The following is a 20,016-nucleotide window of genomic DNA, read 5'->3' on the forward strand; positions in this document are numbered from 1 at the left end:
CCGCCTTCGTCGCCGCCACCGGCGTGGACGCACTGGCCGTCGCCGTCGGAACCTCCCACGCCATGCTCACCCGAAACGCCGAGCTCGACTACGAGCTCATCGCCGCCCTGCGCACGGCAGTGCCCGTCCCCCTCGTCCTGCACGGCTCCTCAGGGGTGTCCGACGCGGATCTGCTCGAGGCGGTCCGCCACGGCATGACCAAGATCAACATATCGACGCACCTCAACAACGCGTTCACCACAGCCGTACGCGACTACCTCCCCGCCCACCCCACCACCGTCGACCCGCGCAAGTATCTCGGCGCGGGCCGCGACGCGGTCACGGCCGAGGTCACGCGCCTGCTGGGCAGGCTCTCGGTCTCCCAGAACGCATGAGACCTTCCCGTGCCCCACGCGGTTGGGGTCCCTGAGGAGGAGCGGCACTAGTACTGCGGTACTGGTTCTCCGGTGGAATCGGTCCTGCGGTGCCGGGGTGGCACGGAAATCCGCACCTACGTTGAGGACGGCCCGATCGGGCCCCTCCTCTCGTACCGATCTTCCTCTCCTGGTGGGAGTACTTCCGTGGCCACCTTTCTCTACCGCCTGGGCCGGCTGGCATTCCGGCGACGACGACTCTTCCTCATTGCGTGGATCGTCGTCCTGGCCGCCGTCGGCATAGGCGCCGCCGGCGTCTCCGGCAAGACGACCGACGACTTCACCCTGCCCGGCACCCAGTCCCAGACGGCCATCGACCTGCTGGAGAAGGAGTTCCCGCAAGCCTCTGCCGCCGGCGCGACCGCGCGGGTCGTCTTCGAGGCGCCCGCCGGGCAGAAGCTGACGTCCGCGGCGAGCAAGTCCGAGATCGGCGCTCTGGTCGCCGAGCTGAAGCGGGCGCCGCAGGTGGCGAGCGTCTCCGAGCCGTTCACCAATGGCCTGGTCAGCGAGGACGGCACGATCGCCTGTACCCAGGTCACCTACAAGGTCCCCAAGGCGGACATCACCACCGCCGCCTCCGACGCCCTGCACACCGTGGCCGACCAGGGGGAGAAGGCCGGCCTGACGGTGAGCCTGGGCGGCAACGCCGTCCAGGACAAGGCGGGGAGCAGTGCCGCCGAACTGATCGGACTCGTGGTCGCCGCCCTTGTCCTGGTGATCACCTTCGGTTCGATGATCGCCGCCGGACTGCCGCTGTTGACCGCGATCTTCGGCGTGGGGTTGGCGATCATGTGCATCACCGTCGCCACGTCCTTCGTGGACATGTCCTCCTCGTCCTCGACGCTGGCGCTGATGCTCGGCCTGGCGGTGGCCATCGACTACGCGTTGTTCATCGTTTCCCGCTACCGCAGTGAGATCCGGGACGGCCACGAGCCGGAGGAGGCCGCCGGGCGCGCTCTCGGCACCGCGGGATCCGCTGTCGTCTTCGCCGGTCTCACCGTGATCATCGCGCTGGCCGGACTGAGCGTCATCGGCATCAAGATGCTCACCTCCATGGGCCTGGCCGCCGCCTTCGCGGTCGCCGTCGCCGTGGTCATCGCGCTCACCCTGCTGCCCGCCGTCCTCGGCTTCGCCGGGATGCGGATCATGAAGGGCAGGCTCACCACCAAGCGGCTGCGGGCACAGGAGCGCGGCGAGGGCGAGACGATGGGCGTGCGGTGGGGCCGCTTCGTCACCCGTCACCCGGTCAGGATGCTTCTCGTGTCGGTCGTCGGCCTCGGTGTGCTGGCCATTCCGGCGCTGTCGCTGCGGCTGACCCTGCCCGACGACAGCACGGCCGCCCCGGGCAGCACCCAGCGCGTCGCCTACGACACGTTGAGCAAGGGCTTCGGGCCCGGTTTCAACGGCCCGCTGACGGTCGTCGTGGACGCTCGTGACAGCGATGCCCCGAAAGCCGCAGCCCAGGACGCGTACACGGTGATCGGCAAGCTGGACGACGTCGCCGCCGTACGGCCCGCCGCCTTCAACGCCGCCGGTGACGTGGCCCTGATCGGCGCCATCCCGAAGAGCTCACCCAACAGCCAGGCGACCAAGGACCTGGTCTCCGCCATCCGCGACCACAGCGCGGCCCTGCACCAGGACACCGGCGCCGACCTGATGGTCACCGGCACCACCGCGGTCAACATCGACGTCTCCAGCAAGCTCGGCCAGGCGATGGTGCCCTATCTGGCGATCGTGGTCGGCCTGGCCCTGATCCTGCTCCTGCTGGTGTTCCGTTCGATCCTGGTCCCGCTGAAGGCGGCGCTCGGCTTCCTGCTCAGTGTGGTGTCCACGCTCGGTGTGCTGGTCGCGGTCTTCCAGTGGGGCTGGCTGAAGGACCTCTTCGGCATCGACCAGACCGCGCCGATCGTCAGCGTTCTGCCGATCCTGCTGATCGGGGTCGTCTTCGGACTCGCCATGGACTACGAGGTCTTCCTCGTCACCCGGATGCGGGAGGAGTACGTCCACGGCGCCGGGCCCACCGAGGCGATCGTCGCGGGCTTCCGGCACGGCGCCCGGGTGGTCACCGCGGCGGCCGTCATCATGATCTCCGTGTTCGCCGGGTTCCTCCTGGACGACGTCGCACTGGTGAAGTCCATCGGCCTGGGTCTGGCCTCGGCCGTCCTCTTCGACGCGTTCGTGGTCCGCATGACCATCGTCCCGGCCGTCATGGCCCTGGTCGGCCGCCGCGCCTGGGCCCTGCCGCAGTGGCTCGACCGGATCCTGCCCGACGTCGACGTCGAAGGAGAGAAGCTGCGGCACGTCCTCGCCGCCCGGCAGCAGGCGACCACCACCGCCGCAGGCGACGGCTCCGAGGTTCCGGCACCGGCCACGCCGACACGGCAGGGGTGACCGGAAACGGCCCCCGACCGGGCCGTACGATCCCCACCCCGGCGGCGGATCCCGGCCCGCCGTCCCCGAAAAGCCCCGTCCGCCGGTCCTCTCCCCCGGGACCGGCGGACGGCCCGCCTGCACCGTGAAGGGCGCCCCCCTGTGACCGCACCGAACCCACCGACGCCGGCGGGCCACTCCGCGCGGCTTCCGGGCCGGCTCCCCGAGTCGCTGACATCGCTGACGAGCGATCCGGAGCAGCGCGTGATCGTCTCGATCATCTCCCGGCTGGCCGCCTGGAGAGTGGCGGACCAGGCCCATCCCCAGGTCCGGCGCTGGGGTGTGCCCGCCCTGTGCGCCGCCCTCGGCGTCCACGCCCTGGTCGACTCCGCCGACCATGCGGGCCTGCCGGTCCAGCTGGCGGTGACCCTCGCCTTCGTCGTTCCGCTGCTGTGGCGGGAGCAACGCCCGGTGCTGGTGTTCGCCCTCACCACCGCGGTGTCGTTGGTGGCTCTTCCCTTCGGAGCCTTCAGCGGCGCCGACGCCGCCCGGGCCGTCGCCCTGTACAACGTCGGCCGCCGCGGCACCCCCCGCCAACTGGTCGTCGCCCTCGGCGTCACCCTTGCGCAACTCGTCGCCTGGGCCGCGGTCTACTGGACCGGCGGACAACTGGAGCAAGCCACCCGCCCCGAGGTCGTGACGGCGCTGGCAATGGCCGCGGTGACGGCGTTCGCCGGTCTCGGCCTGGCCGGGCGGCTGGTGAACGTCGTCATCGCCGCCCTGGAGAACGAGCGTGACCAGCAGGCCCGGCTGGCGGCCGCCCAGGAGCGCGCCCGCGTCTCCCGGGAGATGCACGACATCCTGGGCCACACCCTCGCCGTCATCGTGGGCCTCGCCGACGGTGCCGCGGCCCTTGCCCCGCAGCGCCCCGAGCGCGGCGCCGAGACCCTGGGGATCATCGCGGACAGCGGTCGTGACGCCCTCGGCGAACTACGCCGCCTGCTCGCCGTCATCGGCGACGAGGGCACCCCACGCGAGGCTGCCCCACTCGCCCCACAACCGGGTCTTGCGGACCTCGACTCCCTGCTGGAGAGGTTCCGGGCCGCCGGCCCCACCGCCGCACTGCACACCGAGGGCGACCTGAGCGGACTCGGCCAGGGGCTGCAACTCGTCGTCTACCGCATCGTCCAGGAGGCCCTGACCAACACGCTCAAACACGCAGCCCCCGACACCTCGGTCACCGTCGAGCTGGCCGCCGCCCCCGACGCGGTGCGCGTCACCGTCGAGGACACCGGGCCCCCACGCGCCAAGGGGGCCGGCGGCCGAAGCAGCGGCAAGGGGCTGCTGGGCATGCGCGAACGCGCCGCCCTCTACCAGGGCGCGGTCACCTGCGGCGCCAACTCCCGCGGCGGCTGGACCGTCCACGCCCGTCTCGTTCCCACCACTCCCAGCGCCCCTCCGGAGGGTCACCCCGCATGACCACCGTCCTCGTCGTCGACGACCAGGCCCTGCAACGCCTCGGCTTCCGCATGCTCCTGCAGGCCCAGAACGACATGACCGTCGTGGGCGAAGCCGCCAACGGCAGCGAAGCCGTCCGTCTGACCGCCGAACTCCGTCCCGACGTCGTCCTGATGGACGTCCGGATGCCCGGCATGGACGGCATCGAGGCCACCCGCCGCATCGCCGAGTCCGGCGGCCGCTCCCGCGTCCTCGTCCTGACCACCTTCAACCTCGACGAGTACGCCTACGAAGCGCTGCGTGCCGGAGCCAGCGGCTTCTTCCTCAAGGACGCCCGCCCCGACGAACTCGTCGTAGGCATCCGGGCCGTCGCCGCCGGCGACTCCGTCATCTCGCCCGGCCTCACCCGCAAACTCATCGACGCCTACACGCAACACGCCCTCGGCGGCCGCGGCGCCGCGCAGGAACGCCAACTCGCCCAGCTCACCGAGCGCGAACGTGAGGTCCTCGTCGCCATCGCGACCGGCTGGACCAACACCGAGATCGCGGAGAACCTCCACCTCGCCGAATCCACCGTCAAGTCCCACGTAGGCCGCGTCCTCATGAAGATCGGCGCCCGGGACCGCGTCCAAGCCGTGATCTTCGCCTATGACGCCGGATTGGTCCGGCCGACATGAGAGCGGGAGTCCATGTCGAAGGTGAGCGCCGTGGTCGGCAGCAGTCGCTCAGGCGCGCCCCTTCGCCGTGTCGTAGTTCTCTCGCGCCTGCGCCACCTGGTCCATGCGCTCGTTCGTCCACAGCGCCAGGGCGCGGACCTGTTCGGCCGCCTCTCGGCCGAGGTCCGTCAGGGAGTAGTCGACGTGGGGTGGGATGACCGGCTTGACGTCGCGGTCGACCAGGCCGTCCCGCTCCAGGCTCTGCAGGGTCTGCCCGAGCATTTTCTCGCTGACCGGGCCGACGGGGGTGATGGAGCGGCGCAGTTCGGCGAAGCGGTGCGGGCGCTCCAGCAGCCGGATCAGCACGAGGACGCCCCAGCGGCTGGTGACGTGCTCCATGGTCAGACGCTGAGGACACAGGACCTTGGCGCCGACGCCGCCAGCCACCATGCCGTCCGCTGCGGTACTAACAGCCATATCCGTACCGTACTTCAAAGTACGTACTCACGCAGAGTGACTACAACTCCTAGGGTTGGCGCCAGAGCCATTCACGAGGAGTTGTCTGAAACATGAGCATTGTCGTGACCGGAGCCACCGGGAATCTCGGCCGTTTCGTTGTCCAGGGCCTGCTGGAGAAGGCCCCCGCCGACGAGATCACCGCTGTCGTGCGGAGCAAGGAGAAGGGCGCCGACTTCGAGGCCCGTGGCGTGCGGATCGCGATCGCCGACTACAACGCTCCCGGGACCTTCGACGGCCTCTTCTCGGCGGGTGACAAGGTGCTCCTGATATCCAGCAGCGAGATGGACCGGGACCGCGTGGCCCAGCACAAGGTCGTCATTGATGCCGCCCGGGCTTCCGGGGTCGCGCTGCTCGCCTGTACCAGCGCCACCGGCACCCACGACGCTCCGCTCGCCGCAGCGCACCGTGGGACGGAGAAGGTGCTGGTGGAGTCCGGGCTGCCGTATGTCCTGCTGCGCAACAACTGGTACAGCGAGATGTTCGTCGACGGGCTGGAGAGGGTGATCGAACGCGGTGTGATCGTCCGGGCCGCCGGAGAGGGCCGTATCGCGTCCGCGACCCGCGCCGACTTCGCGGCCGGTGCTGTAGCGGTACTCACCGGGGAGGGCCATGAGAACAAGACGTACGAGCTGAGCGGAGACCACGCCTGGAACTTCGCCGAGTTCGCCGCCGAGCTGGGCAGGCAGACCGGCAAGGAGATCGTCTACACACCGGTCGGCGTCGAGGCCTACATCGACCTGATGACCGGCGCGGGGATGCCCGGGCTGTACGCCGAGATCCTCGCGGGCGCGGAGGCGTCCTTCGCCAAGGGCGAGCTGGCCGGGACGAGCGGCGACCTGTCCCGGCTGATCGGGCGCCCGACCACGCCGATCGCCGACACCATCACGGCCGCGCTCCAGCAGAGCTGACCTGAGGCAGTGAGGGATCGTTCGCTGTGACCACGCGCATCACCACACCCTTCACGGCCGAATCCACGGCCGCCGACGTCATGGCCGGCGTCCGCCTGACCGGTCGCCGGGCCATCGTCACCGGCGGATCGTCCGGCATCGGTGTCGAGACCGCCCGCGCACTGGCCGATGCCGGCGCGGAAGTGACCCTGGCCGTGCGCGACCTCGCCGCCGGGCAGCGCGTGGCACGGGACATCATGACCATCGCCGGCAACGAGCAGGTCCTCGTCACACCGCTGGACCTCGCCGACCAGGACTCGGTCACGGCATTCGTCACCGGCTGGACCGGCCCGCTGCACATCCTGGTCGACAACGCCGGAGTGATGGGGCCGGCGCTGACGCGCACCCCGGAGGGCTGGGAGCTGCACTTCGCCACCAACCACCTGGGCCATTTCGCCCCGGCCACCGGACTGCACCCGGCACTCGCCGCAGCCGACGGGGCCCGGGTGGTGTCGGTCAGCTCCTCACAACACCGGCTCTCACCGGTCGTGTTCGAGGACGTCCACTTCGAGCATCGCCCCTACGACCCGCAGACCGCCTACGGGCAGTCGAAGACGGCCAACGCGCTGTTCGCAGTCGAGGCCGCCAAGCGATGGGCCATGACGGCGTCACCATCAACGCCGTCATGCCCGGCGTGGTCCTCACCAACCTGATGCGACACGTCAGCCCCGAAGACGAGCCCATCCGCCCGGACACACCGCACGGTGGCGTCGCCGCCCATGCACGGGACTCCGCCGACGCCGCCCGCCTGTGGGAGATCTCCCTCCAGAGCCTGGCCGTGCGGTAACGAGACCCGCGGAGACGGGTAAGCGGGCGCGCGGCGGTGTGCTCACCGCAGGCTGCGATCCCACACGCCAGGCAGGGCCACCAGTTCGGGTCACCCAAGTCGACGACGGACAGCGCCCGTTGCAACAGGACCGTTGTTCCGCCACACAAGGAGCTGCATGCACACCATCCTCGTCAGCGGGGGCAACAGCGGAATCGGCCTGCGGGCGGCGCGGGAGTTCCTCGCGCGCGGCCACCGCGTCGTCCTCCTCGGCCGCGACCGGCGCAAGGGCGAGGACGCGATCGCGTCCTTCGGCGACACGGCCGACCGGGCGTCGTTCCTCTCCGTCGACCTGTCGACCCACGACGGCGTCCGGGACGCCGCCCGGCACGTCCTCGCAGAACACGACCGTTTCGACGCGCTCCTGCACTCGACCGGCCTCCTCACCTTCAAGGAGCTGCGCACGGCGGACGGACTCCATCCGTTCTTCTCCGTCAACTACCTGAGCCGCTACCACCTCACGCAACTCCTGCTGCCCGCACTGCGCCGCGCCGAACGCGCCCGCGTCGTCATGATGACCGCGAGCATCCCCCCTTCCACACAGGCCGATTACCAGCGGTTCCCCACGTTCGCGCCGTTCAGTTTCCGCCACGACAGGGAGGCGATCCAGCTCGCCAACCACCACTACGCCGCCCATCTCGCCCGCACCGAACCGGCGATCCTCGCCGGCGTGGTGAACGCGGGGGCCGCGAAGACGGACATCCTGCGGATGTCGCCGTGGTACATGAGGGCGGCGGCCAAGGTCACGGGCCCGCTCTTCTTCGATTCCGTCGACACGAGCGCCCACAACGTCGTCGAAGCCGGCCTGGGCACGGACTGGCCCGCGGCGACGTACTGGCCGAAACCCGGAAACTTCGAGCGGCGCACACCGATCACCCTCGACGAATCGACCACGCACCGCGTCATGGGCATCTCCCGGGACATCACAGGCGCTTGAGGACGGCTGCGTGGTTCCCCCCTCCCGTCGGGTCACCAGTCCTGGCGGGTGGGGTGGACGACGATGTCGTTGACGGTGACGTCCGCGGGCTGGTCGAGGGCGTAGACGACGGCGTCGGCGACGCGCTCGGGGCTGATGGCGCCCTCGTTGAGGTTCTGGGCCGTCTGCCTGGCCTCGTCGTTGGTGACCTTCTCGGCCCATCAGCCCCGGTGTCGATGACTCCCGGGGCTGATGGTGGTGACCTGGATGCCGTGGCCGCCCCTCCATTCACACACGCGCCCAAGCCCCGGGCCACCCCGCAAAGGAGGTCGCTTGTGCCTGGGAAAGACCTGCCCCCCTTCACCGGGGATCCCCGCCCGAACCGGGGAACACGGGACACATGGCGAACAATGCCGAGGAGATCAAAGAGTTTCTGCGGACACGACGCGATGCGCTCCGCCCCTCCCAGGCCGGACTGACGAACTATCCGGGCCGACGCGTCCCGGGCCTGCGCCGCGAGGAGGTCGCCATGCTGGCCGGCGTCAGCGTGGACTACTACACCCGCCTCGAACAGGGACGCCTCACCAGCGCCTCCGAACGCGTCATCCTGTCCATCGCCGAAGCACTCCAGCTGCCCCAGGCCGAGACCCAGTACCTGCGCGACCTGCTCCGGCCTCGGCCCCAGCGCGCCAGGGGACCCGCGCCGCGCCGGCAGGCACGTCCCGAACTGCTGCGTCTTCTCGACGGCATGCACTGCCAGCCCGCCTACATCCTCGACACCCGTCACGAGGTCCTGGCCTCCAACGCCCTCCTCGACGCACTCCTGACCCCGTTCAACCGGCGTGATGCCGAGGACCGCAACCTGCTGCGGTGGATGCTGCTCGATCCCGCCGCCCGCGAGCTCTTCCTCGACTGGACAGAGATCACCTTCCAGGTCGTGGGAGCCCTGCGTGTCGAGGTCGCCCGCAATCCGCACGATGCCCGGACTGCCGCGTTGGTCGACGAACTCACCACGGCAAGCCCCGAGTTCCGCACCTGGTGGGCCGAGCACACCGTCATCCCACAGACCTGGGGCACCATGCGGTTCGACCACCCCGTCGTCGGACGCCTCGACATCACCTACGAAGTCCTCACCCTCCCGAGCGACCCCGACCAAGTCCTGCCCGTTTTCACCGGCAAGACCGAGACCGACCTCGACAAGCTCCGCATCCTCGCCAGCTGGAACACCCAGCACACCCAGCACACCCAGCCGGTCCCGACCGGAGGCCGTGCGGGCACGCCGGCCAGCGGCGACACGCACTGGCGGTCACCCGAAGCGCACACGCAAGGACGACGCAACACCAACCACCAGCACCGCGCACCACCGCCCTGGCCGCCAGGCGATGCCGTATGCCGCTGAACGACCCCCACGTGAGGAACCACCATGCCCACCACATCCACCAACCGGCCGCTCGCGTTCGTCACCGGCGCTTCCAACGGCATCGGCACCGAGATAGCCCGCGAGCTCGCCACCCGCGGCTTCGACATCATCGGCACCGGTCGCAGTGCCTCCGTCGACAGCGTCGCCGAACGGCTGCGGGCCCTGGGCGCCACCGTCTACCCGCTGCACGCCGACCTGAGCACCTACGACGGCGTGGAAAACCTCTGGAAGCAGGTCCAGGAGATCGGCAAACCCCTCGACATCGCCGTCCTCAACGCCGGAATCAGCATCGGCGGCTCCTTCGCCACCGACACCGACCTCGACGACGAACTCGAACTCATCGCCCTCAACATCAACGCCGTCGTCCACCTCGCCAAGCGCGTCGCCCCCGGCATGCTGGCCCGCGGCACCGGCCGTATCCTCATCACCTCCTCCATCTCCGCCACCACGCCCACGCCGTACGAGACCGTCTACGGACCCTCCAAGGCATTCGGCTACTCCTTCGCCGAATCCCTGCGCGAAGAACTCCGCGGTACCGGCGTCACGGTCACAGCGCTCCTGCCCGGCGCCACGGACAGCGACTTCCACCAGCGCGCCGGGATGGGCACCACCGCCATCGGCAAGGGTCGGAAGAACGACAAGCGCCTCGTCGCCGGGCAAGGCGTCGACGCGCTCCTCGCCGGCAAGGACCACGTCGTCGGCGGCGACCGCGCCACCAGGCGCACGGCATTCCTCAACCGGTTCCTCCCCGAATCCTTCAAGGCGCGCCGCCAGGGAGCCATCGCAAGGCCGTAGCCCGGGCAGGCGCCCGTCCGAAACACGAGCCCAGAGGCCCGGTTGCTCGGGCAGGCCCGATACGGCCGCGAGACGACCACGGCGTACGGGCCATTCACCTCAGCAGGTCAGCAGACCGACCGACCGCGCGGTGCGGTGTTCGCTGCCACGTCCTGTCCGCCACGGTGACTGGTGCGTGGGCCCGCGGTCGAGGGGCACCGGATCGGATCGGGCGGGCTCGTGGCCCACCGGAGGGCCGGCGTAGCGGAGTCATTCGCTGCACGCCTGCCGTGCTCTGCCGCGCGCCCCGCCGGCAACCGGGTCCCTCATTCAGCAAAACACCGTGCACGGGCTGTTCAGACCGCGGTGCGGGGGGGGCGCTTCTTCCCCCGGACATGTCTTCCTAGGAACAGGCGACCCACCTTCCCCGCCGCGCTGCCGGCCGAGAGCGGGGAGCATGGAGGACATGGCAAGCAACGTCGATCTCAGCCAGTTCCTGCGCCGCTGCCGTGCCCGTATCGCTCCCGAGTCGGTGGGCCTGCCGGAACGCGGGGCCTACCGGCGCGTGCCGGGCCTGCGGCGTGAGGAAGTCGCGCAGCTGGCCGGCGTCAGCACGGACTACTACACACGGCTGGAGCAAGGACGGAACATCACGCCGTCGGACAGTGTGCTGGACGCCATCGGCGAGGCCCTGCGCCTGGACGACGCCGAACGCGCCCACCTCTTCGACCTGGCCAGACCCAGACCCAGCAAGACCCGCCGCCGCGCCCCCGCCGTGCAGAAGGCCCGGACCGGCTTGCTGAGGTTCCTGGACTCTTTCGACGACCACGCCGGATTCGTCCTCGGCCGACGCGGCGACGTGCTCGCGACCAACCATCTGTGCCGGGCACTGCTGGCCGACTTCGACGCCATGCCCTACCGGGAACGCAACCTCACTCGCTGGATCGTCCTGGCCCCCGAGGCACGGGACCTGTACGCGGACTGGGAGAAGATCGCGGCGGAGATGACGGCGATCCTGCGGCTGGACGCCGGGCGGCATCCCGACGACACCCGGACCGCCGAGCTGGTCGGCGAACTCACCATGAAGAGCGAGCTGTTCCGCCACTGGTGGGACGACCACAAGGTCCTCAACCGCATCTTCGGCCAGAAACGCTTCCGCCACCCCCTGGTCGGACCGCTGACCATCGACTACCAGGCGTTCACCATGCCGGGCGAGGACGACCAGACCCTGTTCCTCTACATGCCCGCCCCGGACCGGACCTCGCAGGAAGCATGGCGGCTGCTGGCCAGCTGGAACGCCGACCGCGCCACCGCACGGCCACAGCCCGCCCACCCCGACCCGTCCCCCACACCAAGGAGCACGTCATGAACGGGACCCCCACCGAGCGTCCGCTGGCGCTGGTGACCGGAGCCTCCTCGGGCATCGGCTACGAACTCGCCCTGCTGTTCGCCATCAACGGCTTCGACCTGGTGACCACCGGCCGCAGCGAGAAGACCGATCAGGCAGCCGCCGACCTCGCCCGGCACGGCGTCGAGGTCACCGCCGTACGCGCCGACCTCACCCAGGCCGACGGCGTGGAGACCGTATGGCAGGCGGTGGAAAAGACCGGCCGCCCCCTCGACGCGGCGGTCCTGAACGCCGGACGCAGCATCGGCGGCGCCTTCCTCGACACCGACCTCGACGACGAACTCGGCCTGATCGGCCTCAACGTCACCTCCGTGGTCCACCTGGCCAAGCACGTCGCCCGTCATATGGCCGCCAACCGGCGCGGCCGCATCCTCATCACGTCGTCCCTCTCCGCCACCCTGCCCACCCCCTACGAGACCGTCTACGGACCCTCACGCGCCTTCACCCGCATGTTCGCCCTCGGCCTGCGCGAAGAACTCAAGGAACACGGCGTCAGCGTCACCACCCTCATGCCCGGCGCCACCGACAGCGACTTCCACGCCCGCGCCGGCATGAACAACACCGCCTTCGGCACCGGCATGAAGAAGAACAGCCGCAAGGACGTCGCACGCCAGGGCTTCCTGGCCATGATGGACGGACGGGCCGAAGTCGTCGGAGGCGACGCCGCCACCCGGCGCACCGCCCTCAAGCACCGCTTCATGCCAGAAACACTCAAGGCGTCCCGACACGCCCGCATGGCCAAACCCCGGGACTGATCCGCCTCGCACCGACGCCCCCGGGCTCCCGACCTGCACCGGCACGTTCGGCACAGCTGTACAGGGGACTCAGGCGAGTTGGGTGGACGGGCCACGATCATCGTGAGCGGACCTGCCGGGTGAACGCGTCGTACGCCTGCTCGTCGAAGAGGACGAACCTGACCTCCTCGACCGACGTCCTCGCCGCGCTCACCGTCTCCACCGCGATCCGCGCCGCGTCGTCCATCGGCCATCCGTAGATGCCCGCGGAGACCGCCGGAAAGGCGACCGTACGGGCGTCCAGCTCGTCCGCCACCCGCAGCGACTCCCGATAGCAGGAGGCCAGCAGCTCCGACCGGTCCTCCTCCTCGGCGAACACCGGACCGACGGTGTGGATCACCCAGCGGGCGTCCAGTGCGCCGGCCGTCGTCGCGACCGCCCGGCCGGTGGGCAGACCCTTGCCGTAGTGCGAGGCGCGCAGACGGCGGCAGTCTTCGAGGATCTCGGGGCCGCCCCGGCGGTGGATGGCGCCGTCGACGCCACCGCCGCCGAGAAGGGAGGAGTTCGCCGCGTTGACGATGGCGTCCACCGACTGGTCGGTGATGTCTCCCCGCACAAGCGTGATGGTGGTCATACCCGTGTCTACCAGGCCACCGTCCGGGACCGCACCTCCCTTTGCGGGGACGGCTCCCGCCGGCCCGGCGGGAGCGTCGCCTCCAAGAAGTCAGGCCTCTTCCGGGAAGGCCACGCGGGCGAGCGGGATCCCGCTGCGGACGCACATGAGGACGGCCTGCCGGTACTCGTCGTCCGGCAGGTGCGCGGCGGCGAAGGGACCGAGGGCGGCCTGGACCACGCTCGTGTCGTCGCCCCGCAGCGCCTCCCGGACGAGATCGAGGGCGGGAGCGGTGAACGCCTCCCGCTCGCCACGCCCGTCGCCCTCGACCGCCTCACCCTCGGCCCCGCGTTCACCGAGGCAGGGCAACGCCTTGAGTACGGCCCGCTGTTCGGCCGGGCCGCCGTGGTGGTAGAGGGCGGTCACCTGGTCGGCGAGGGCGCGGCCACGGTAGGGGAGGGCGGCCAGCAGCACCGCGCGCGCCGCCTCGTCCACCGTCCAGTACGCGTCCAGCCGCTCCTGCCCGCAGCGCCGGCGCGCCGCGGGGAAGAGCACCCGCAGCGCGTTCGGCCGTACGGCGACACTCGCTGCGGCCTCCCGCAACCAGGTCCGGGCCGGCCCGGGGAGCGCGTCGGAGTCGAGAACGGCGAGGGGGTCGGTGGGCGTCGGCCGGGGCTGGCCAGGGGTTGTCACGCGGGTCGGCCTCCTCTTACGGAGTGGGGCGGAAGCCCGCTTTCCGATCGTTCAACACCGCACTTTACTCACCCTATTTACACATTCACATGGACCATGGCCCGGCTGCCGACGTGGTAAAGGCAACACAGGGAGAACTTCCGGAAACCGGCCCGCGCGGTGTAGAGGTATGCGCTCAACTCGCCTGCGCGCGCAGCCTCCTCCACACGGCCTTCGCCGCGTTGTGGCCCGACATGCCGTGCACGCCCGGCCCCGGCGGGGTGGCCGCCGAGCAGATGAAGACGGCCGGGTGCGGGGTGGCGTACGGGGAGAGCGACAGCCTGGGACGCAGCAGGAGTTGGAGTCCGGAGGCCGCGCCGGTGGCGATGTCGCCGCCGACGTAGTTGGCGTTGCGGGCGGCGAGTTCGGCGGGGCCCGCGATGGCCCGGGCGAGGACGCGGTCGCGGAACCCCGGCGCGAACCGCTCCAGTTGGCGTTCGAGGGCGTCCGTGAGGTCGCCGGTCCAGCCGTTGGGCACGTGTCCGTAGGCCCAGAAGACCTGCTTGCCCGCCGGGGCCCGGGTGGGGTCCACGACACCGGGCTGCACGGTGATCATGAAGGGGCGGTCGGGTGCGCGGCCCTCCTTGGCCGCGGCGCGCAGAGCGGCGCCGATCTCCGCGCTGTTCGCGCCGATCTGCACGGTGCCGGCGACGCGCGCCTCCTCGGCGGTCCAGGGCACCGGGCCGTCGAGGGCGTAGTCGACCTTGAAGGCGGCGGCGCCGTACCGGTAGCCCTGGTAGTGCGTGCCGAAGCCGGCGATGCGGGCGAGAGCGGTGGGTGAGGTGTCGAAGACGTAGGCGCGGGCCGGGGGCAGGTCGTCGAGCCGCTTGACCTCGTAGTCGGTGTGGACGCTGCCGCCGAGGTCCTTCAGGTAGGCGGCGAGGGCGTCGGCGATGGCCTGGGAGCCGCCGCGGGCCACCGGCCAGCCCCGGGCGTGTGCGGCGAGGGCGAAGACCAGGCCGACGGCGCCGGTGGCGAGGCCGCCGAGCGGGGCCATGACATGGCCGACGAGTCCGGCGAAGAGGGTTCTGGCCGGTTCGTCGCGGAAGCGGCGGCTCAGCAGGCTGGCCGGCGGCAGTCCGGCGAGGCCGAACCGGGCCAGGGTGAGCGGATCGCGCGGGAGCGCGGTGAGCGGCAGCGACATGAAGTCGCGGACGAGCGTGTCCCACCTGGGCAGGAAGGGCTCGACGAGCCGGCGGTAGGCGCCCGCGTCGCGCGGGCCGAAGGAGGCCGCGGTCTCGGCGACGGATCTCGACAGGACGGCGGCGCTGCCGTCGAGGAAGGGGTGCGCCATCGGGAGTTCGGCGTGCAGCCACTCCAGGCCGTACCGCTCGAGGGGCAGGGCGCGGAACGCGGGCGAGTTGATGCCGAGGGGGTGGGCGGCGGCGCACGGGTCGTGACGGAAGCCGGGCAGGGTGAGTTCCTCGGTGCGGGATCCCCCGCCGACGGTGTCCCGCGCCTCGAAGAGCGCCACGGAGAAACCACGCCTGGCCAGCTCCACCGCTGCGGTCAGCCCGTTGGGCCCCGCCCCCACCACGACCGCATCGAGCATCGACGGCACTTCGACCCCTTCGTCAGCCGGTGACCTCCGCAACCGGCGGCCTCCGCCCTCAGGATATGCCGGTGGTACGTCGACCCTTCGGCGCGGGGCCGCGACGGCGCGGGTCGCGACGAGCGGGCCGCAACGGCAGGGAGCCGACGCCCTGTCGTCCCTCAGCCCGACGCGGGGAGGCTCGCCGCCGGTATGCCCGTCGGCGGGAGGCCCGCTGCACCCCGGCCGCCCGCCAGGAGGCCGGCCACCCTGCGGGCGGTCGCCGTGTCGCGGGCCGCGGTGAAGGGCAGGGAGTTGCCGCCGGTGATGCGGAACGGTTCTCCGGTGAGGGTGAGGTGGGCGCCGCCCGCCTCCTCGACCAGCAGCAGGCCGGCCGCGTGGTCCCAGGCCGCTTCCCAGGAGAACGCCGTGGCGTCCGACTCGCCCCGGGCGATGGCGAGATACTCCAGGCCGGCCGATCCGCAGGGCCGCGGCGCGACGCCCTCCGTGCGCAGCGCCAGCAGCGCGTGCTTCTCCTCGTCGGTGGTGTAGTCGGGGTGCGAGGTGGCCACCACGAGGTCACGGCCGGGCGCCGGCGGACCGGCGAACAGCCGCTCGCCGTCGAGGAAGGCGCCGCCGCCCCGCACGGCGGTGGCGAGCTGGTCACGCGCCGGCGCGAAGGTCCAGGACGCGCGGAGCACGCCGCGGTGGGCCAGCGCGACCAGGGTGCAGAAGCCCTCGTCGCCGTGGACGAACTGCCGGGTGCCGTCCACGGGGTCGACGATCCACACCGGCGCGTCGCCCCGTATCGCCCCGTAGGTCGCCGGGTCGGCGTGGACGGCCTCCTCGCCGACGACGACCGAGCCGGGCAGCAGGGCGCCGAGCACCTCGGTCAGGTACCGCTCGGCGCGGCGGTCGGCGTCGGTCACCAGGTCGTGCGGCCCGTTCTTCTGGTCTATCTCGTGCGCCGCGAGCTGCCGGAAGCGCGGCATGATCTCGGTGGCGGCGGCCTGCCGGATCGCGTCTTCCACGTCGGCCGAGTGTCGGGCGAGAAACTCTTCGATGGTTTCCTTGGCTTCGATCATGCCTCCATGAGAGCACGCCGCACTGACAATCCCCACCCCGCCGGTGCACTCCGGGCGGAATCGGGATGAAGAACAGGTGCGCCGAGGTCAGCGGCCCACGGCGTACCCCTGCATGCCGCGCGGGTTGGCGGCGGCCGACAGGATCCCGGTCGCCGGATCGCGGGCGACCGCGCACAGCCGGCCCTCGGACCACGGGTCGCCGACGGTCACGTCGTGGCCGCGCCGCCGCAGCCCCTCCACCACCTCCGCCGGCATGCGCGACTCGACGGTCACGCTGCCCGGCCGCATGCCGCGCGGGTAGAAGGAGCCGGGGAAGGAGTCGTTGTGCCAGTTCGGGGCGTCGATGGCGCCCTGGAGGTCGAGTCCGCCGCGCACGCGCGCGTGGAGGGCGACGGCGAGGAAGAAGTGCAGCTGCCACTGGTCCTGCTGGTCGCCGCCGGGCGTTCCGAAGGCGAGCACGGGCACTCCGTCGCGCAGGGCCATGGAGGGGGTGAGGGTGGTGCGGGGGCGGCGGCCGGGGGTGAGGGAGTTCGGCAGGCCCTCCTCCAGCCAGGTCATCTGGAGCCGGGTGCCGAGCGGGAACCCCAGCTCCGGCACGACCGGGTTGGACTGGAGCCAGCCGCCGCTGGGGGTGGCCGCGACCATGTTGCCCCAGCGGTCGACGACGTCGAGGTGGCAGGTGTCGCCCCGGGTGGAGCCGTCGGCGCCGACCACGGGCTCGCCGGACAGCCCGGCGACGGTCGGTTCGCCGACGCCCGCCGGCCCGGCGACGGTCGGTTCGCCCGTTCCCAGGGGATCGAAGCCCCGTCCGGACGGATCGTCGTCGGCCACCACGCGCGCGTGCGCGCTCAGCCGGGGCTCGCGCCCGCCGGGGCCGCCGGGTCGCAGTTCGTACGACGCCTTGTCGCCGACGAGTGCCCGCCGCCCGGCGTTGTAGGAGCCGGAGAGCAGCTCGTCCAGCGGGACGGGCGCCGCGTCCCCGTACCAGGCCTCCCGGTCGGCCATCGCGAGCTTGCAGCCCTCGACGAGCAGATGGACGTACTCGGCGGAGCCGTACACGGGCAGTTCGGGCGGGAGCAGGGCCAACTGCTGGAGGAAGGCCGGACCCTGGCTCCAGGGGCCCGCCTTGCACACGGTCCAGCCGTTCCAGTCGTACGTCGCCGGCGCCTCGTACGTCGCGGACCAGGCGGCGAGGTCGGCGGCGGTGAGGGTGCCGGTGTGGTGTTCGCCGCTGCTGTCCAGGGTGGGCCGGGCGGCCTGCCGCACCAGCGCCTCGGCGACGAAGCCGGACCGCCACACCTCGCGCGCGGCGTCGATCCGCGCCTCCCGGTCCCCGGCGCCGGCGGTCTCGGCGAGCAGCCGTCGCCAGGTGGCGGCCAGGGCGGGGTTGCGCAGCAGTTCACCGGGGCGGGGCGACCGGCCGCCCGGCAGATAGAGGTCCGCCGAGGACGTCCACTCCGTCTCGAACAGCCGCCGTACGCTCTCGACGGTCGCGCCGATGTTCTCCACGGGCGCGTGGCCGTGCTCCGCGTACCCGACGGCGTACTTGAGGACGTCGTCGAGGGACTTGGTGCCGTGGTCGCGCAGCAGGAGCAGCCAGGCGTCGAACGCGCCGGGGACGGCGGCGGCCAGCGGTCCGGTGCCGGGCACGAGGTCCAGGCCCAGGCCCCGGTAGTGCGCGACCGTCGCGCCGGCCGGTGCCACGCCCTGTCCGCACAGCACCCGCACCTCCCCGCCGGCCGGGGCGAGCAGGATCGGCACCTCTCCGGCGGGCCCGTTGAGGTGCGGCTCGACGACGTGCAGCACGAAGGCGCCGGCGACGGCGGCGTCGTAGGCGTTTCCGCCGTCCTCCAGGACCGCCATCGCCGACTGGGAGGCCAGCCAGTGCGTGGAGGACACCATGCCGAAGGTGCCCCGGAGGGTGGGACGGGTGGTGAACATACGGTCTCTCACCTCACTGTTTCCCGACATCGGTTGCGCTCCCCGAGAGGCTATCGACAGGCGGCTCGGGTGGCAGGGCGCCGCAGTCCGGTTCGCGACCGCCGCGGATGCTATTTTCGCGGGTGCCGTGCTGTCTGCGGCCCGATGTCAGGGGAGGCGCGGTCGCGTGACCAGTCGTGTCGTCCTCATCTCGCCCGCGACGAGCCCGGCGCTGCGGCAGGCCCGCTTCGACGACGGCGGTCCGATCGACGACGCCGGGGCGGCCCGGGCCCGGGCGGTGGCCGGATCGCTGCCCCGGGCCGCCCGTGCCGTCATCTCGCCCGGTGTGCGGTGCCGCGAGACGGCCATCGCGCTCGGTCTCCCCGTCGAGGACGCGTCGGCGCCTGCGGGCCTGGACGTGGGCCGCTGGCGGGGCCGCACGCTCGACGAGGTCGGTGCCGCCGAGCCGGAGGCGGTGGCCCGCTGGCTCACCGACCCGGCCTCCGCGCCGCACGGCGGGGAGTCGGTCCAGGACGTGTGCGCGCGGGTCGGCACCTGGCTGGACGCGGCGGCGCGCCACGACGGCCGGACACTCGCCGTCGTCGAGCCGGAGGTCGTGCGGGCGGCCGTCGTCCACGCACTGGGCCTGCCCGCCGCGGCCTTCTGGCGTCTGGACGTCCGCCCGCTGACGGCGACGGAACTCAGCGGGCGCTCCGGCCGCTGGAACCTGCTCCTGGGACACCCCTTGGACTGAGCCGCGCGCGGGGCCGCCCCCCTCACCCCCATTTGTCACCTCATTTCGGGCATTAGGCTCAACTGGCAGGGGAAAAATACCCACTTCGCCCTACGGTCCGCACTTGACCGTCACCGCCCCGCCACGGAGCGAGTTTTCGCTTCCACCGCACAGGGAGTCATGTGACACTGGCGTCCTTGTCCGCACTGCGGACTCCGTCCGCACCGTCCCCCACGAAAGTGCGTCGTGCGCTCTCTCCCACTGCCGCTCGCCCTCTCCGCCCGGCTTTCCCCGGTGATCGTGCTGGCCTGCGCCGGCTGGGCGCTGTCGGCCGGCCCCGCGGCCACCGAACCGCAGGACTCCTCGGCCAAGGACTCGCGGCAGACCCAGACGGAGAAGTCGGCCGCTCCGTCCGCCACGGCGGCGACCAGGACGTACTCCGCCGCGCCGGCGCCCTGCACCAGCGTGGCCACCAAGACGATCAGCTCGCTGGTGCCCGCCGCGAAGACGGCCGGCAAGGAGATACCGTCGACGGACACCAAGCTGCGCCGCACCTGCTCCTGGAACGCCCTCAAGGGGTTCGACTACCGCTGGCTCGACATCTCCTTCGAGATCCTGGACTCGGACAGCGCGGCCAAGTCGTCGTACGACGACCGGCTGAAGGAGAAGAGCGGCGGCGGCGCGGTCCCGGGGCTCGGGGACGAGGCGTACTCGGTGGTGAACCTGACCACGGAGGACAAGCAGCAGACCCGCGAGGGCGTGGTCATCGCCCGGATGTCCAACGCGCTGGTGGTCGTCACCTACAACGGCAGCGACTTCGAGTCGAAGAAGGCACCCAGCACCGACGTGATCAACAAGGGCGCGATCAAGGCGGCGAAGGAAGCGGCGGCCACCCTCCAGAAGGCGGACGGCCAGAACGCCGCCGGCTGAACACGGCAACGGCCGGAGGGGCTGGGGACTC

20 protein-coding genes are annotated in these 20,016 nt (G+C 71.5%); 14 read left to right on the top strand and 6 right to left on the bottom strand.

Annotation, left to right across the window (positions count from 1 at the left end; all coding sequences use genetic code 11):
- The 4 genes from ACFPIH_RS00005 to ACFPIH_RS00020 all read left to right on the top strand — a co-directional run.
- Positions 1-374 (top strand): class II fructose-bisphosphate aldolase (locus tag ACFPIH_RS00005; protein ID WP_385875864.1); only part of this gene is annotated, 374 nt, incomplete at its 5' end.
- A 186-nt stretch (positions 375-560) separates the two neighbouring features.
- Complete coding sequence (locus ACFPIH_RS00010) at positions 561-2,804, top strand: MMPL family transporter (protein ID WP_381165831.1); 2,244 nt, start codon at positions 561-563, stop codon at positions 2,802-2,804.
- A gap of 141 nt (positions 2,805-2,945) precedes the next feature.
- Positions 2,946-4,262: a sensor histidine kinase gene (locus tag ACFPIH_RS00015; protein WP_381165833.1), complete on the top strand. Its 1,317-nt coding sequence runs from the start codon at positions 2,946-2,948 to the stop codon at positions 4,260-4,262.
- The gene (locus ACFPIH_RS00020; protein WP_381165835.1) at positions 4,259-4,918 is read left to right on the top strand and encodes a response regulator; all 660 of its coding nucleotides are present in this window, start codon (positions 4,259-4,261) and stop codon (positions 4,916-4,918) included. Before ACFPIH_RS00015 ends, ACFPIH_RS00020 begins: the two co-directional genes overlap by 4 nt.
- 48 nt (positions 4,919-4,966) lie before the next feature.
- Here the strand turns inward: ACFPIH_RS00020 and ACFPIH_RS00025 are convergent, their stop codons facing one another.
- Entirely contained in the window at positions 4,967-5,374 is a 408-nt protein-coding gene (locus ACFPIH_RS00025; RefSeq protein WP_381165837.1) for a winged helix-turn-helix transcriptional regulator, read from the bottom strand.
- A 92-nt stretch (positions 5,375-5,466) separates the two neighbouring features.
- Between ACFPIH_RS00025 and ACFPIH_RS00030 the strand changes: the two genes are divergently transcribed.
- The 8 genes from ACFPIH_RS00030 to ACFPIH_RS00065 all read left to right on the top strand — a co-directional run bounded on the left by ACFPIH_RS00030 (position 5,467) and on the right by ACFPIH_RS00065 (position 12,462).
- On the top strand, positions 5,467-6,324 hold the full coding sequence (locus ACFPIH_RS00030; RefSeq protein WP_381165839.1) for an SDR family oxidoreductase: 858 nt from the start codon (positions 5,467-5,469) through the stop codon (positions 6,322-6,324).
- A gap of 26 nt (positions 6,325-6,350) precedes the next feature.
- Positions 6,351-7,016, top strand: coding sequence for an SDR family NAD(P)-dependent oxidoreductase (locus tag ACFPIH_RS00035; RefSeq protein ID WP_381165841.1), 666 nt, complete (start codon positions 6,351-6,353; stop codon positions 7,014-7,016).
- Positions 6,989-7,150, top strand: coding sequence for a hypothetical protein (locus ACFPIH_RS00040; protein ID WP_381165843.1), 162 nt, complete (start codon positions 6,989-6,991; stop codon positions 7,148-7,150). The genes ACFPIH_RS00035 and ACFPIH_RS00040 overlap by 28 nt, the downstream gene beginning before the upstream one ends.
- A gap of 157 nt (positions 7,151-7,307) precedes the next feature.
- The gene (locus ACFPIH_RS00045; protein ID WP_381165845.1) at positions 7,308-8,126 is read left to right on the top strand and encodes an SDR family NAD(P)-dependent oxidoreductase; all 819 of its coding nucleotides are present in this window, start codon (positions 7,308-7,310) and stop codon (positions 8,124-8,126) included.
- A gap of 379 nt (positions 8,127-8,505) precedes the next feature.
- Complete coding sequence (locus tag ACFPIH_RS00050) at positions 8,506-9,504, top strand: helix-turn-helix transcriptional regulator (protein WP_381165847.1); 999 nt, start codon at positions 8,506-8,508, stop codon at positions 9,502-9,504.
- Positions 9,505-9,528: 24 nt separating this feature from the next.
- Entirely contained in the window at positions 9,529-10,320 is a 792-nt protein-coding gene (locus tag ACFPIH_RS00055; protein WP_381165849.1) for an SDR family NAD(P)-dependent oxidoreductase, read from the top strand.
- Positions 10,321-10,765: 445 nt separating this feature from the next.
- Complete coding sequence (locus tag ACFPIH_RS00060) at positions 10,766-11,668, top strand: helix-turn-helix transcriptional regulator (RefSeq protein WP_381165851.1); 903 nt, start codon at positions 10,766-10,768, stop codon at positions 11,666-11,668.
- Positions 11,665-12,462: an SDR family NAD(P)-dependent oxidoreductase gene (locus ACFPIH_RS00065; protein ID WP_381165853.1), complete on the top strand. Its 798-nt coding sequence runs from the start codon at positions 11,665-11,667 to the stop codon at positions 12,460-12,462. The genes ACFPIH_RS00060 and ACFPIH_RS00065 overlap by 4 nt, the downstream gene beginning before the upstream one ends.
- A 97-nt stretch (positions 12,463-12,559) precedes the next feature.
- Here the strand turns inward: ACFPIH_RS00065 and ACFPIH_RS00070 are convergent, their stop codons facing one another.
- The 5 genes from ACFPIH_RS00070 to ACFPIH_RS00090 form a co-directional block, all read right to left on the bottom strand.
- On the bottom strand, positions 12,560-13,075 hold the full coding sequence (locus tag ACFPIH_RS00070) for an O-acetyl-ADP-ribose deacetylase (protein ID WP_381165855.1): 516 nt from the start codon (positions 13,073-13,075) through the stop codon (positions 12,560-12,562).
- A gap of 90 nt (positions 13,076-13,165) precedes the next feature.
- Positions 13,166-13,747: an EboA domain-containing protein gene (locus ACFPIH_RS00075; protein ID WP_381165857.1), complete on the bottom strand. Its 582-nt coding sequence runs from the start codon at positions 13,745-13,747 to the stop codon at positions 13,166-13,168.
- 175 nt (positions 13,748-13,922) lie between these two features.
- The gene (locus tag ACFPIH_RS00080) at positions 13,923-15,338 is read right to left on the bottom strand and encodes a phytoene desaturase family protein (RefSeq protein WP_381165859.1); all 1,416 of its coding nucleotides are present in this window, start codon (positions 15,336-15,338) and stop codon (positions 13,923-13,925) included.
- 161 nt (positions 15,339-15,499) lie between these two features.
- Positions 15,500-16,402: an inositol monophosphatase family protein gene (locus tag ACFPIH_RS00085; RefSeq protein WP_381165861.1), complete on the bottom strand. Its 903-nt coding sequence runs from the start codon at positions 16,400-16,402 to the stop codon at positions 15,500-15,502.
- 87 nt (positions 16,403-16,489) lie between these two features.
- A complete protein-coding gene (locus ACFPIH_RS00090) occupies positions 16,490-18,343 on the bottom strand; it encodes a gamma-glutamyltransferase family protein (protein WP_381165863.1) in 1,854 nt (617 codons plus the stop codon).
- Positions 18,344-18,509: 166 nt separating this feature from the next.
- Here ACFPIH_RS00090 and ACFPIH_RS00095 point away from each other — a divergent pair, with 166 nt between their 5' ends.
- Positions 18,510-19,076, top strand: coding sequence for a histidine phosphatase family protein (locus ACFPIH_RS00095; protein WP_381165865.1), 567 nt, complete (start codon positions 18,510-18,512; stop codon positions 19,074-19,076).
- Positions 19,077-19,301: 225 nt separating this feature from the next.
- On the top strand, positions 19,302-19,985 hold the full coding sequence (locus ACFPIH_RS00100; protein ID WP_381165867.1) for a hypothetical protein: 684 nt from the start codon (positions 19,302-19,304) through the stop codon (positions 19,983-19,985).
- The last annotated feature ends 31 nt before the right edge of the window (positions 19,986-20,016 follow it).

Source organism: Streptomyces vulcanius (genome assembly GCF_042653945.1).
Lineage (GTDB): Bacteria > Actinomycetota > Actinomycetes > Streptomycetales > Streptomycetaceae > Streptomyces > Streptomyces mangrovi.

Bases quoted from the DNA above. Each gene is read 5' to 3' on its own strand.
- ACFPIH_RS00020 (WP_381165835.1), top strand. From the start codon at position 4,259: ATGACCACCGTCCTCGTCGTCGACGACCAGGCCCTGCAACGCCTCGGC.
- ACFPIH_RS00025 (WP_381165837.1), bottom strand. From the start codon at position 5,374: ATGGCTGTTAGTACCGCAGCGGACGGCATGGTGGCTGGCGGCGTCGGC.
- ACFPIH_RS00030 (WP_381165839.1), top strand. From the start codon at position 5,467: ATGAGCATTGTCGTGACCGGAGCCACCGGGAATCTCGGCCGTTTCGTT.
- ACFPIH_RS00040 (WP_381165843.1), top strand. From the start codon at position 6,989: ATGCCCGGCGTGGTCCTCACCAACCTGATGCGACACGTCAGCCCCGAA.
- ACFPIH_RS00045 (WP_381165845.1), top strand. From the start codon at position 7,308: ATGCACACCATCCTCGTCAGCGGGGGCAACAGCGGAATCGGCCTGCGG.
- ACFPIH_RS00050 (WP_381165847.1), top strand. From the start codon at position 8,506: ATGGCGAACAATGCCGAGGAGATCAAAGAGTTTCTGCGGACACGACGC.
- ACFPIH_RS00055 (WP_381165849.1), top strand. From the start codon at position 9,529: ATGCCCACCACATCCACCAACCGGCCGCTCGCGTTCGTCACCGGCGCT.
- ACFPIH_RS00060 (WP_381165851.1), top strand. From the start codon at position 10,766: ATGGCAAGCAACGTCGATCTCAGCCAGTTCCTGCGCCGCTGCCGTGCC.
- ACFPIH_RS00065 (WP_381165853.1), top strand. From the start codon at position 11,665: ATGAACGGGACCCCCACCGAGCGTCCGCTGGCGCTGGTGACCGGAGCC.
- ACFPIH_RS00070 (WP_381165855.1), bottom strand. From the start codon at position 13,075: ATGACCACCATCACGCTTGTGCGGGGAGACATCACCGACCAGTCGGTG.
- ACFPIH_RS00080 (WP_381165859.1), bottom strand. From the start codon at position 15,338: ATGCTCGATGCGGTCGTGGTGGGGGCGGGGCCCAACGGGCTGACCGCA.
- ACFPIH_RS00085 (WP_381165861.1), bottom strand. From the start codon at position 16,402: ATGATCGAAGCCAAGGAAACCATCGAAGAGTTTCTCGCCCGACACTCG.
- ACFPIH_RS00090 (WP_381165863.1), bottom strand. From the start codon at position 18,343: ATGTTCACCACCCGTCCCACCCTCCGGGGCACCTTCGGCATGGTGTCC.